12 protein-coding genes are annotated in these 12,723 nt (G+C 44.3%); 3 read left to right on the top strand and 9 right to left on the bottom strand.

Annotated elements, in window-relative coordinates; all coding sequences use genetic code 11:
- Positions 1–3: 3 nt before the first annotated feature.
- Entirely contained in the window at positions 4–912 is a 909-nt protein-coding gene (locus GO495_RS15475; RefSeq protein ID WP_157300623.1) for a pirin family protein, read from the bottom strand.
- 306 nt (positions 913–1,218) lie between these two features.
- On the opposite strand from GO495_RS15475, the gene GO495_RS15470 reads away from it, so the two are divergent.
- Positions 1,219–1,368 (top strand): hypothetical protein, encoded by a 150-nt coding sequence (locus tag GO495_RS15470; RefSeq protein ID WP_157300622.1) that lies wholly within the window; start codon positions 1,219–1,221, stop codon positions 1,366–1,368.
- 54 nt (positions 1,369–1,422) lie between these two features.
- Here GO495_RS15470 and GO495_RS15465 read toward each other — a convergent pair whose 3' ends face one another.
- From GO495_RS15465 to katG, 3 genes are all read right to left on the bottom strand, one after another.
- Positions 1,423–2,247 carry a universal stress protein gene (locus GO495_RS15465; RefSeq protein WP_157300621.1) on the bottom strand — a complete coding sequence of 275 codons (825 nt, stop codon included), beginning with the start codon at positions 2,245–2,247 and terminating at the stop codon, positions 1,423–1,425.
- Between the two features lie 182 nt (positions 2,248–2,429).
- Positions 2,430–3,191: an SDR family oxidoreductase gene (locus tag GO495_RS15460; RefSeq protein ID WP_157300620.1), complete on the bottom strand. Its 762-nt coding sequence runs from the start codon at positions 3,189–3,191 to the stop codon at positions 2,430–2,432.
- A 205-nt stretch (positions 3,192–3,396) separates the two neighbouring features.
- Positions 3,397–5,673, bottom strand: a complete 2,277-nt coding sequence (gene katG, locus GO495_RS15455; protein ID WP_157300619.1) for a catalase/peroxidase HPI — start codon at positions 5,671–5,673, stop codon at positions 3,397–3,399.
- Positions 5,674–6,473: 800 nt separating this feature from the next.
- On the opposite strand from katG, the gene GO495_RS15450 reads away from it, so the two are divergent.
- Together GO495_RS15450 and GO495_RS15445 are read left to right on the top strand one after the other, a co-directional pair.
- Positions 6,474–7,526, top strand: a complete 1,053-nt coding sequence (locus GO495_RS15450; RefSeq protein WP_157300618.1) for a hypothetical protein — start codon at positions 6,474–6,476, stop codon at positions 7,524–7,526.
- 310 nt (positions 7,527–7,836) lie between these two features.
- Positions 7,837–8,721, top strand: a complete 885-nt coding sequence (locus GO495_RS15445; protein ID WP_157300617.1) for a glycosyltransferase family 8 protein — start codon at positions 7,837–7,839, stop codon at positions 8,719–8,721.
- Positions 8,722–8,823: 102 nt separating this feature from the next.
- Here GO495_RS15445 and GO495_RS32400 read toward each other — a convergent pair whose 3' ends face one another.
- From GO495_RS32400 to GO495_RS15425, 5 genes are all read right to left on the bottom strand, one after another.
- Complete coding sequence (locus GO495_RS32400; RefSeq protein WP_276611822.1) at positions 8,824–8,958, bottom strand: hypothetical protein; 135 nt, start codon at positions 8,956–8,958, stop codon at positions 8,824–8,826.
- A gap of 228 nt (positions 8,959–9,186) precedes the next feature.
- On the bottom strand, positions 9,187–9,453 hold the full coding sequence (locus tag GO495_RS15440) for a DUF6520 family protein (protein ID WP_157300616.1): 267 nt from the start codon (positions 9,451–9,453) through the stop codon (positions 9,187–9,189).
- 65 nt (positions 9,454–9,518) lie between these two features.
- A complete protein-coding gene (locus GO495_RS15435; RefSeq protein WP_157300615.1) occupies positions 9,519–10,580 on the bottom strand; it encodes a hypothetical protein in 1,062 nt (353 codons plus the stop codon).
- Positions 10,577–11,008 carry a MauE/DoxX family redox-associated membrane protein gene (locus tag GO495_RS15430; RefSeq protein ID WP_157300614.1) on the bottom strand — a complete coding sequence of 144 codons (432 nt, stop codon included), beginning with the start codon at positions 11,006–11,008 and terminating at the stop codon, positions 10,577–10,579. Before GO495_RS15430 ends, GO495_RS15435 begins: the two co-directional genes overlap by 4 nt.
- Before the next feature lie 162 nt (positions 11,009–11,170).
- On the bottom strand, positions 11,171–12,535 hold the full coding sequence (locus GO495_RS15425; protein WP_240915242.1) for an alpha/beta hydrolase: 1,365 nt from the start codon (positions 12,533–12,535) through the stop codon (positions 11,171–11,173).
- Between the last annotated feature and the right edge of the window lie 188 nt (positions 12,536–12,723).

Raw genomic sequence — 12,723 nt, 5'->3', positions numbered from 1 at the left:
TTATCAGGAAAGGGCTCCGGGAGGAGGTCCGCCGGCAGGCCTGGAATTGTCTTCAGGCAGCGGAATAAATTCTTTATTATCTGCAGGAGGTAAAAGAATACGGCCCTGTTTCCAATCTTCCTTGGCCTGCTCAATCCTTTCTTTCCGGCTGGACACAAAGTTCCACCAGATATACCGGTCTCCCAGGTGTTCGCCTCCCAGCATCATTAACGTGGCATTTTCCTTTGCAATGATCAGGGGATCTACACCTTTAGTAAATACCAACAGCCTGCCTTCCGTATAGGTAACACCGTTCACTTCAACACTGCCCTTAACGATGTACACACCTCTTTCGCTATGTTCCATTGGAAGACCGAACCGGGCGCCCTCATTGAGTACAACATGCAGGTAAAACAAGGGTGAACTTGTCTTAACATGACTTGTTAACCCGTAAGCATCACCAGCTATTAAACGCATCCATACCCCCTTGTCGGTAAAAACCGGTAATTCTTCCGCCGTATAGTTTTTAAATGAAGGGTCTGCTTCTTCGTCCTTTTCGGGAAGTGCTACCCAGGTTTGGATCATTTCGAGCCCACCGCCGGCCAGTATTGCCGGGTCCTCAAAACGTTCGCTATGGGCTATCCCTTTCCCGGCAGTCATCCAGTTCACCTCCCCGGGCTTTATCAGTTGCTCCACGCCAAGACTGTCTCTATGCGTTACATTCCCCTCAAGCAGATAACTTACCGTTGACAAACCAATATGAGGGTGCGGTAACACATCTAAGTTGGTCGTTGCGGGTACGCTAATGGGACCACCATGGTCCATAAAGATGAAAGGGCCTATCATTCTCTTTAACCGGAACGGAAGGATACGTTTTACGGAAAAACCCGGGGCTATTACCGCCTGCCGGGATTCTATAATGAGATCAAGCATATTTTGTTCGCAATTGATGCAAAGTTACTACCTATATAGCTATTTCAGCAATAAATGGATTCACCATCGAACAGTGACAATAAAACTTTCAGCATTGAAAAAATTTTACTAAATTAGTAATAACTACCAATTTCTACTTAACCCCCCAAATGCTTAACCCATGAAGGCCCAAGCCTATTTGCTATCTCCTTGTACATCACCTGTAATAAATATTATTAGCACTTCGACTTATATGCTGAACAACCACTCCATGGCATTGCCTCCAGGCTAAAGACAGGAGAGGACTATTCATTAAACGTTACCACCATGAAAAAGAACACAATTCCCAAAAAACTCCAGCTTGTGAAGATCAAAATTGCCAATCTCCGTCAAACAAAACAGAAAGGCGCTATTTGTCTTACATCCCTGGACCAAACCACCTGTCCTGGTTGCCACTTAACGATTGATTGCCTTTAACAGGTATGTAATAAACAATGTCCACGGTTATAACCGTGGACATTGTTTATCTTATCAAACAGCTATACCTCTGGCAGGTATTGCCAGTAAAGGTACAGAGGTTATGTAACTCATTTTTCTGGTCATACTGGGGTGAAATATTCTCTCTACAAAGTTTTTCTGGTATGTCATCATTACCAGCATGTCGATATTTTTATCCCGCAGGTGCTGCTGCATGGCTTCGGGAAAGTCTTTTCCACTCACCTGCATCGCTTCTATTACCGCATCAGGGTACCGTTCTTTTAATCTTTGTTCATAATGTGTAATATGGGTCGTCTTTACGAAGACGGTAATATTATCATCAAAGTCCTCATCTGTAAATACTGCCAACTCTATCTTTGCCTTATATGATCCGGCCAGCCCGAATACGAAGTCCAGCAATGCCGGCTCCTCTTCAAAATTGCTGGTGGCCAGCAGCATCTTTTCCGGCTTCGTCCATTCATAGTCGTAAGGAATGAGGAGTACCGGCAGTGGACTGTGCTTAATTGTAATAGCGGTCCTGCTACCCCATAACTTTTCCATTACACCACCGGCGCCAAAAGTACCCATGATGATCATATCAACCTTTTCTGCTAACGCTTCGCTGATAATAACGTCGTTAACCAGACCGCGGATCGCTTTTGTTTTTACGGTAACACCTTCTGCCTCTGATATGCTCAGCTTCAGCAGATCCAGTTGATGTTCCAACTCTGCTTTTCGCAACGGATACAAGTCGTCCGACTCTTCAAAAATATGAATGATGCAAATTTCCATCGGAAAGAGTTTAGCCGATTGAACAGCAAAGTTCAGTGCGTTGCTGGCGCATGAGGAAAAGTCGGTAGGTACCAGTACTTTTTTCATAATCTGATGTTATTTGGTAGAACGGGGAATTTACTAAACCAATATAAAGGACGATTATTGACAGGCATAAAACAATAACCTTGATCAATGGTATCTGTGATTTAAAACAGCACACTTTTTCACCCGGTTAGCATCTTTTAACCGGGGGAAAATCAGCTATAGTCAAATAAGACAGCAACTTTTCAGGAAGCAGTCCATCCCCCATCCACCGGCATAGCGTGTCCGGTAACAAAAGATGCAGCATCTGAACATAACCAAACCACTGCTTCAGCCACTTCCGCTGGTTCACCCATCCTGCCTACCGGTTCCATACTGATAAATTGTTGTTCCGCTACCTTATCCTTTCCGGTGATCCTATCCACCATAGATGTCCTTATCACACCCGGACATACTGCATTGATACGTACTCCCAACTTCGCATTTTCCAATGCTGCCGTCTTGGTAAGACCCACCACTGCATGCTTGCTGGCAACATATGCAGGGAGCCCCGGAAAGCCGATCAGCCCGGCTATGGATGCGCAATTGACAATAACTCCTTTCCCCTGTTTCAGCATATGAGGCAGCTCATGTTTCATACACAACCAGATACCCGTAAGGTTAATAGCAAGTGTCCTCTCCCAGTTGTCCTGAGTACATTCATGCGTAAGGGCCGACACCCCTTCAATGCCTGCATTATTGAAGGCAAAATCCAACCTGCCATAAGCTGAAAATGTCTTATCAATCATATCTGTTATATCACCGGCATTGGATACATCGCATTTCACAAACAGCGCCTCCCCTCCCTCAGCTTTGATCTGCCGCAGGGTTGCCTGTTCATTGTCTTCTATCCAGTCAGCGACGACCACCTTTGCCCCCCTCCTGGCAAAGGCCAGGGCAGTTGCCTGACCGATACCAAAACTCCCGCCGGTTACAATAGCGACTTTGTTCTCAAAGATCTTTTCCATACGGATTTTTTAATCGTAAAGCTATCTCCTAATCTTTCTTCCGGCAATGATACTGATCAACGTAGAAATTGATTAACATCAAAGCTCAAAGCCAGCCCGTCAATAATGCAGTACATCGCTCAATGGCGTTTGTGCGTAGGCATTTACATAAAAAAAACCTCCGTTACCGGAGGTTCTCTATTATATTATTCGCTAAAATCTATAATCAGGCTAAATCAAACCTGTCCAGATTCATCACTTTATTCCAGGCAGCTACAAAGTCCTTCACAAATTTATCTTTAGCATCTGCGCTTCCATAAACCTCTGCAACAGCTCTCAGTTCTGAGTTAGCGCCAAACACAAGATCAGCACGGGTACCGGTCCATTTTATTTTACCGGTAGCACGGTCACTGCCTTCATACAATTCTTTGTCCGCGGATACTGCTTTCCATGCAGTGTGCATGTCGAGCAGGTTTACAAAGAAATCGTTGGTAAGCAGGCCGGGGCTTAGTGTGAAAACGCCATGTTTAGAACCATCAAAATTAGTGTTCAGCACACGCATACCGCCTAATAATACAGTTAACTCAGGCGCTGTAAGGGTGAGTAACTGAGCCTTATCTATCAGCAACTCTTCGGTAGATACAGGAAATCCCAATTTACGGTAGTTGCGGAAACCATCAGCAATGGGCTCCAGATAGCCGGCTGATTCAACATCGGTTTGTTCCTGCGAAGCATCCATACGGCCAGGTGTAAAAGGAACCGTGATAGCATGTCCCGCATCTTTCGCTGCTTTTTCAATACCTGCACAGCCTGCCAGTACAATCAAATCTGCCAGCGAAACTTTTTTACCGTCTGACTGTGCACCGTTAAATGTTTTCTGAATGCCTTCCAGTGTATCCAGTACTTTTTGCAACTGAGCCGGATTGTTGACCTTCCAGTACTTCTGGGGAGCCAGACGAATGCGGGCGCCATTAGCACCACCGCGTTTGTCAGAACCACGGAAGGTGGAAGCGGAAGCCCATGCAGTGGAAACCAGTTCAGATATGCTCAATCCGGATTCCAGTACTTTTGCCTTCAGGGCAGCAATATCATTTTCAGCTATCAATACATGATCAACCGCAGGAATAGGGTCCTGCCAGAGCAGTGCTTCCTTTGGCACATCAGGGCCCAGGTAACGTGTATGAGGTCCCATATCCCTGTGCGTTAATTTAAACCATGCCCGGGCGAAAGCATCTGCAAATTCATCGGGATTTTCCAGAAAGCGTCTGGATATCTTTTCGTAAACCGGATCAAACCTTAGAGAAAGATCGGTGGTCAGCATGGTTGGTAAATGCTTTTTAGTACTATCATACGCATCAGGAATAATCCCCTCTGCATTTTTTGCTACCCACTGATGCGCACCGGCCGGACTTTTAGTAAGTTGCCATTCGAAACCAAACAGGTTTTCGAAGAAATTATTGCTCCATTTTGTAGGAGTTTTTGTCCATATTACTTCAAGTCCACTTGTAATTGTATCTGCACCTTTACCGGAACCATAACTATTGCTCCAGCCCAGGCCCTGCATTTCCATGTCAGCCGCTTCCGGCTCTTTGCCTACATGGGTAGCAGGAGCAGCACCATGGGTTTTCCCAAAGCTGTGACCACCTGCTATCAGGGCAACCGTTTCTTCATCGTTCATTGCCATGCGGCTGAAAGTATCACGGATGTCTTTAGCGGCAGCAATAGGGTCCGGATTACCATCAGGACCTTCAGGATTCACATAGATCAGTCCCATCTGCACGGCAGCAAGCGGTTTTTCCAGGTTGCGGGAGTGGATATCACCGTCCGCCTTCTCATCTGTCACCAGTACACTATGGCTCTTCTCTACGCCAGGGGAACCATGCGCATAACGCAGATCGCCACCGAGCCAGGTAGTTTCGGAACCCCAGTACACCGCTTCATCAGGTTCCCATACATCTTCACGTCCACCGGCAAAACCAAATGTTTTAAAACCCATGGACTCCAGCGCCACATTACCGGTAAGGATCATCAAATCTGCCCATGAAATTTTGCTGCCATATTTTTGTTTGATAGGCCAAAGCAGTCTGCGGGCTTTATCAAGGCTCACGTTATCGGGCCAACTATTAAGCGGAGCAAAACGTTGTTGTCCTGCACCGGCTCCACCACGGCCATCAGTCACACGATAGGTACCTGCACTATGCCATGCCATGCGGATGAACAAGGGGCCATAATGCCCGAAGTCTGCCGGCCACCAGTCCTGCGAGTCAGTCATGAGCGCGTGAAGGTCTTTTTTCACTGCTTCCAGGTCGAGGCTTTTAAAAGCTTCGGCATAGTTGGCATCTTCCCCCATCGGGTTTGATAAGGACGAGTGCTGACGCAGGATACTTAACTTTAACTGGTTGGGCCACCATTCGTGGTTCCTGGTGCCACCACCACCAACATTGTGCTTCATACTGCCATTATGAAATGGGCATTTACTGATGTCGTTTAATTCTTTTTCCATTTTTATAAAATTTAGAGGGTATGGATTGAACACATGTTTGTACCTGATATTATGTGCTGGTTCATAAAATTAAGGCATTGTAGATATAATCAAAATCAATTAGCTCTATATTTTGATAACTAAAATCTATACGACAGCATCAGTCCGGGTTACAAATTTACTGGTATTTTTTGTTTTGGGATCCGGGAGACTTCCGGATAAAATATGATAACCGGTAGCGCCGTTGTTCTGCGGGTATGATACCAGGCATAAATCCCGCGACAAATATAATCCAGCCGCATTTATGGATAAGGCCGGCCAGGTTAAGACAAGATACATTAATAACGAAGCAATATCACATCTATTTACCACAAAAATACTGGCGGCATCCTCTGCTGTTAATCAGATGATACAAAGGGTCCGAACAAAAAAGACAGCCGCGTTGTTACTGATAAACAAATTATGATAACCAGATGAATTAGTTTATTGTTCCATGTTTTTAGCTATTGTAAGCCCCATACCCACCTTACTTCAACCAGCAAAGCAACAACAATTATAGTAATCAGTCGATAGTGTTACAGTTCCAGGCCGGCAGTAAACAAAATCTTTTCCTCAACTAAAAAACCACTTTTATGAATCCACAACCAAGAATTTATGTAAGCGGCGCATTCTGCTTCGGAGAATCCGTGGCCGTCAACAATCTCCTGGCAGCGAAATATCCCGCAGTCATCCTTTGGTCTTTGCATGTGAATGCCTTCGGCGATCTCGTCATGAACAACACGCAGATCGTTTCCAACGGCGTGTATGCTGAAGCGCAACCCATGGATCTGCCTTCGCGCCTCGCAACACTATATAAGAACGGCATTTCGGTCATTTTCTCTGTGGGGGCCGGCGGTACCAGCGATTTTACTAACATTGAGAACCTCATCAAGCAATACGGCACAGGCTCCAACAACCCGCTGTATATTAATTTTGCTGCCCTGAAATCTGCGATGGTTAACGCCGGTGGTAATATCGACGCGATTGATTTCGACAATGAGGATAACCTGCAATCGGGAGTGATGGTCGATTTCGCCTCTATGCTGGCCGATATTGGGTATTCCTCTGTTACCTTCTGTCCATATAGTTCGCTCAGTGTTTGGAATGATACGCTGAAGCAGCTGATTAAAAAGTTCGGTGCCGATTTCGTCAGCGCCCTGCATCTCCAATGTTATTCAGGCGGAGCATATAACGATCCTCAGCAATGGGGACAAATGATCGCAGAGGCAGGCAGTAGTGCGTTGCTGATACCCGGCCTGGCCACCAATCAGGCTTATCCCGGTACCTGGTGGCAAAATAGTTCCAAGCAGCCGGGACAAAGCGTGAAAGAATATCCCAGTGTAGCCATGTATGGTGGAGGCGACTGGTCCAGCATGTTGCGCCAGGGCAATTATGCCAGTGCGAACGATGCCATGGCAAGCTGTATAGGCGGGGAAACGTTCTTTTTCTATTGCAACCAGCCCCTGAACTTAGGGCCTGGAAAAGTGTACAATACGGGTGATGCTGTTTTCTTTGGTGGCATTCCCCAGTGGGGCAGCGCTCCCCAGTGCAACGGCTACGCCCTCAGCAACGGCTGCTCTAATATCTACAACGCCAATGGCGCCTGCCCGAACGACCTTCAGCAACAATACAGCGAGTGGGCCAGCGGGAAATTCCCTGTGAACGGGGGCTTCATCTGGATGTACGACTCCATCGTCGATTGTGTACTATCCGGACCTTGCGGCGAAGGCGGGGATGATGTGGCCACCGTTGCCACAGCCTACAAGAACGCCATCGTTAGTGGATTGAGCCTCAGTTTGTCGGACAGTCTCAAAGTCGGTCAATTGAAATATTAAAAACAATTTCTGCCATCATGTCTAAAAAGCTGCCGGATATTATTTAGCGGCTTTTTAGACGTGATGGATAATCATAGTAATAGATCGCCATAATTCCTCTTTAATCCTTTGCATCAGCTTTTATACCAGTTATTTCTCAAATCGGATTAGAGTTCTTATATTGAGCATATGCGAGCTAACTGATTAAATTAACATGTAAATCCCGGTGATCCTGTGCCGGATTTGAAACAATAATATTTTTTCCTTCAATATTAACCAGCTAACTGATATGGGATATTTCTTATAAGGATAGACCCTATAATTTATTTGTATGAATATTGTGTTCGTAATTGATATCCTGGGACTTGAAGGTCTGGGAGCAGCATTAACTTCATTAATAAGAAACTGTTCTGACACAAAAAAGCTAACACTACACTTTTTTTGTTCTGACGTAGATATCCGTGATAAGGAGAACATTTTGAAGTTACTTGAAATGGAGAATTATTACGGGGCTACTTCTTTTTATGATTTCAATGCGATTGAAATGTTTGGCCATTTAAATTCTTTACATGGCAACTGGGCAATATATGGCCGGTTCATTATACCCAAATTGATTGATAGTGAATATGCATTGTATCTTGATGCTGACTTGCTTATTTTGTTGGATATATTAACTATAAGTGAGATCAAATTCACCGATCAATTTTTAGCTGCTGTGCCCGGAGGTACATTTATGAGTGCTTTGGACAGGAAGTTTTTAATTAACAGATTAGGCCTTGATAAAGAGCAAAAAAGTTTTAATTCAGGAGTGCTGGTCTTTAATATAAAAAACTGGAATTCAAAAAGCATTTCACTTGAGATAGACCAGATGTGTGAGCAGTATCCCCTCGAATTGATTTCTCATGATCAAACAGTATTAAATGCACTTTGCAACGGCAATTTTCATTATATCGATGATCGTTTTAATAACCTGTGGTATCCAAACAGGGCACTGCCTATCAGGCATAGTTACCATAACTCTATCCTGCATTTTGCAGGTGCTCCGAAACCGTGGGATTTATTTGGGAATATAACTCATTCGGGATATAAATTATGGTCTGATTATAACACAACATTCTGGCAGGAAAAGTACGGAACACTTACATTAGGTAAACTTCAACGTACCTGGAAAATTAAAAAGTCATTATTAAGACGTATTATTAAAGGGCGTCAATAACCTATTATGTATTTTGTTCCAAAATGTGTTATGTTTTACCGCAAAAAAAGAGTGTCAGTTATTTTCTGACACCCTCTTATAACTTTAAAAACAATGGTGGTACTATAACCCAGTGGTGGTACACCAAAATGTGTTAGGTGGAATAGTAGCCGCTTTCATTTTTTTATCTACCATTTCACTCATGTTTGAAATTCTCATTTTACTAAGGTCTAATTTTTTCTTGTTTTTCTTTTTCATAAAACAGGTTCATTTAGAGGGGAAAAAATTGCTTACTCTTTTATAAAGGTTTTCAGCTATCCCTTGTTAGAAGTTAATTGATTATAAAAGATTTGAGGGCCAACTTTACAAGTGTATTCTTTATTAAAAAAACAGTATACCCTAATTTACTTATTTTTTTTGATGTAATTCTAAACCGCGGCCTAAAAAAATAAAACCCTGCCATTCAGCAGGGTTTTACACTGTTAATTAAGGTTGCGAGAGTACAGTACTACTGCATGTCCCATTGGGCTCCAGTTGTAAAAGCTGCAGGAGTTTTCCTGATATCGTAACCCTGCAGGTATTGAACCCGCCTGCACAGGTTTGTCTGTACACACAAGGTGAACCCTGACTGGGAACCTGCTGAAGATTAGTGTAGCCATCTCCAGCGGAAGCGGATCGTGAATTGGTAGCAAAAGCGCCGGCGATCGCAATCGCAAATGCTGCTACTGATAAGCCAACTTTTTTAAAGTTCATGACAGTAAAATTTTGAGTTCAGATACATGCCTACTATTTTCTACAGGTTTTCGGCTTCGCCTGCTCTATTGCAATAGAAATTGTATTGAATACACATTCAACGTTTGATCATGGAGTGCAAACAGCTGATCTCCTTTTATAATAAAGTCTGTAATACGGTCCTCCCCTTTCAGCGGAATGTATAACGTATAGATATATTTCCCATTATCCAATGAGAACACATCTATAATCTCATTATGCTGCCTGGCCTTTCTGTCTTCATTATCAGCCAGCAGGGAAGAGAGTATATAAATCCTGTTATCAGCAATTCTGCCCCTGCTGTTTACATACGTAGGCGGTGCCGAAAATTTACTGATACCTGTAGACATATTAGCTACCTGTATTTTGGCCCTGGCATTGGTATCCAGGGTATGCCCGGTATAGATGGTATGCAGGTTGGTATCCAGGGTTACAAATTCATTCCGGTAGTGATATAGATAGACCAGCTTTCCTGTTTGCTTGTCATAATCCAGTGTTCCATCCGTACAAAAGATCCCATCCACCTGTTTTGTGATGATACCCTCTCCTAATTTTACATAAGGCGTATCCGTTTTTACTTTTGCCAATATATTTTGTCTGTTTCCCAGAGAATCTATATGAATACTGCGCGATATAAAAGATGTAGTGGAGATATTCTGTAACATATTAAAGAAACAGCTTTGAGGCAGGAACCTGGTCATTATCAGGTCATCCAGTTTTCCCCTGTAAAGAGCCGGACTGTTCCCTTCTGCCATATACACAGCAGGAGAATCTACCATTACCCGTGCCAGCTTCCATGCATAACGTTCTTCCGGAGAAATTTTAAGTGTCAGTTCCTGTGCATCCTCTAAGTTTTGGTTTACGGCCAGCAGATGTAAGGAAGCGGAATAGTTACCCAGATAAATATGTCGATTGCTATAGCCTGCAATATAATAGGCCGGGTATTTCAGTACCAATGAATTCCTCAATATAGCCGTTACAGGGGGGATCCTTCGGGTAAACCCGTTCATATTACTGTTAGGCTTATCTGCAAAGGCGTACAGGATGAGGACAAGGGCGAGGCAGCCCGCTATGCAAAACAAGGCAAATTTGAAGGGTTGCTGCATCATGCGTGAGTAAGTTGTTTATCAGACTCTCCGGTGTGTAGCCACATGCCCAGCAATGCCAGCAGCACAAAGCAGACATTGAAATACAGGTGTTGCTTCCAGGTCATACGGGAGATGACGCCACCGCATGAGCAGGGCACTTTTTCCGCCAGTGTTACCAGCACAATAATATACGTTGTAAAAAGTATCATCATAGCAAAAGATGCGTAGAGTCCGGTACGCCGGTAACGGGGAATGACCAGCAGTAATGCAATAATTATTTCGGCTGCAGGAACTACGATTGCCAGTATAGGCGCAAACCTGGTAAGCAGGGGAGATTGTCCTATCACAGCACGGAAATTTTCATAATCAAGGAACTTGCTGACAGCTGTATAAACGAACAACAGGATGAATAAGAGACGAATCGTCTCCAGGGTCAATTTTCTTAACATGGACTTATGGATTTACAGGTTATATCAGACTCTCATAACGTTCGGCATGTGTAAATGAATATAATCGGAGATTTGGAATTGTTTCGGGATAGTCTCCCGGGGCTCACCAGTGTCTTTGGGTATCTGTAATTCTAATTTAAGGAAATATTCTGAACATTGTTATCATTTCCCGATATTTTTAGGCATTGACGCATTTTTAAGAACGGCAGCACCTTCCACCTGCAAAGCCAGAAACCGCTCTACGAAATAGAAGGCAGTATGTGCAGCTGGTGATATGTTTGGCAATATGAGATCAAAAGCATGATCAGTTTGGGGAATGAGATACATCGCAACAGTAACCCCCTTTTTGATCAGACGCTTGTAGAATTTACGTGTGGCGACCACCGAAGTGATCAGATCATGACTCCCCTGTAAAATCAACGTCTGCGGACAGTCCTTATGGACATGAGTGACCGGAGAAAAGGCGGCGTATATTTCAGGGCATTGATCAGGATAGCACCCTAATATGACCGGTAATATCCCGATTGCGGAAAGGTCTTTATCCATACCAAGGCGATGGAAATTTTTGCCCATCATTCTCTGAACCCATTTGGGTGTTGGTTTTGATGCCCCGCGTTTCTGTTGCCGGCGGGTCGTGATGTCCTGGCCGGTGTGATAATACAGCGCTTGCAGGTCAGAAGGGCCGTATTCAGAGATTACCGCATGGACTGAGAGATCGGTATCTGATAATTCAACCGGGATGAAGGCGGGGCTCTTACTATATGCTGCCAGCAAAGATAAGTGACCACCAGCGGAGGCACCACCTATCACGATACGGTCTGGTTCAATTTTAAGGTCTGAAGCCTGGGTTTTCATCCAGGCAATGGCCCGGTAAACATCATTAACCATGCCGGTCATATCTGTTTCCGGGAACAGGCGGTAGGCTACATCCATAATCACATGTCCCTGGGAAACCAGATGTTTAAAAAACGGACGTGTACCGAAATCCTTGTCAAGTACCCCCCACGCACTGCCATGAAAATAAATAAAAGCCACCCCTGAACGCGCTGCATTATCAGCAGGTGTCCATATGTCGCATAACAGCTCCCTGTTAGTGCCAGGTATGACGCAGAATGGAATGTCCTGCCGGAATATAAAGGCTGATCCGGCAGGTATTGTCAATGAAACCGGATTCGAAAGAAAGTGTTCTTTCTGACCTTGTTTTATACGGTTCTCCCAATCAGGTCCATATGCCTGTTTCAAGCCTGTCGGTGCATGGATGGTATTATTTACACGGTAGAGGTATATAAAGAAAACAAGGGTGCTGTAAATGCCAGGAATGACCATCCATAACGGACCCGTAATAATGCACAGCAAAACATCGAAAATACTGGCAATGGCGAAGAATGGAGCTAGGGCAGTAATAAATATCTTGATGGCCCACCAGGCAAAAGAGACCGGTTGTTTCAGCCGGATCACTATCATAAAGCTGGCTAAAACACTTATACCGGCCAGTAATACGGCCGTTGTCTGGAGGAACTGATACATAATATTGGGTTTTTATGACCGGCAAATACTTTTCGTTTAATCTTCCGGGTTTTCAGTAAGCAATGTAAAATCTGCTCAGATCAAAGGTATCCAACCCTTCGGGCGTGAAAAGTGAGACAGATCATGGAACCGGATGATGTTTATCAGCCGCATGAAAGCTTGTGGTTCCTGCTAAGGCAGCCGTTATT

The sequence above is a fragment of the Chitinophaga oryziterrae genome (genome assembly GCF_009758125.1).
In the GTDB taxonomy this organism is placed as follows: Bacteria; Bacteroidota; Bacteroidia; order Chitinophagales; family Chitinophagaceae; genus Chitinophaga; species Chitinophaga oryziterrae.
Note: the sequence above shows the minus strand (reverse complement) of the source record. Positions and strands in the feature narration are given on the sequence as shown.

Excerpts from the sequence above, each read along its gene's own strand:
- GO495_RS15465 (WP_157300621.1), bottom strand. The coding sequence starts at position 2,247 with ATGAAAAAAGTACTGGTACCTACCGACTTTTCCTCATGCGCCAGCAAC.
- GO495_RS15460 (WP_157300620.1), bottom strand. The coding sequence starts at position 3,191 with ATGGAAAAGATCTTTGAGAACAAAGTCGCTATTGTAACCGGCGGGAGT.
- GO495_RS15440 (WP_157300616.1), bottom strand. The coding sequence starts at position 9,453 with ATGAACTTTAAAAAAGTTGGCTTATCAGTAGCAGCATTTGCGATTGCG.
- GO495_RS15430 (WP_157300614.1), bottom strand. The coding sequence starts at position 11,008 with ATGTTAAGAAAATTGACCCTGGAGACGATTCGTCTCTTATTCATCCTG.
- GO495_RS15475 (WP_157300623.1), bottom strand. The coding sequence starts at position 912 with ATGCTTGATCTCATTATAGAATCCCGGCAGGCGGTAATAGCCCCGGGT.
- GO495_RS15435 (WP_157300615.1), bottom strand. The coding sequence starts at position 10,580 with ATGATGCAGCAACCCTTCAAATTTGCCTTGTTTTGCATAGCGGGCTGC.
- katG (WP_157300619.1), bottom strand. The coding sequence starts at position 5,673 with ATGGAAAAAGAATTAAACGACATCAGTAAATGCCCATTTCATAATGGC.
- GO495_RS15470 (WP_157300622.1), top strand. The coding sequence starts at position 1,219 with ATGAAAAAGAACACAATTCCCAAAAAACTCCAGCTTGTGAAGATCAAA.
- GO495_RS15445 (WP_157300617.1), top strand. The coding sequence starts at position 7,837 with ATGAATATTGTGTTCGTAATTGATATCCTGGGACTTGAAGGTCTGGGA.
- GO495_RS15450 (WP_157300618.1), top strand. The coding sequence starts at position 6,474 with ATGGATCTGCCTTCGCGCCTCGCAACACTATATAAGAACGGCATTTCG.
- GO495_RS15425 (WP_240915242.1), bottom strand. The coding sequence starts at position 12,535 with ATGTATCAGTTCCTCCAGACAACGGCCGTATTACTGGCCGGTATAAGT.
- GO495_RS32400 (WP_276611822.1), bottom strand. The coding sequence starts at position 8,958 with ATGAAAAAGAAAAACAAGAAAAAATTAGACCTTAGTAAAATGAGAATT.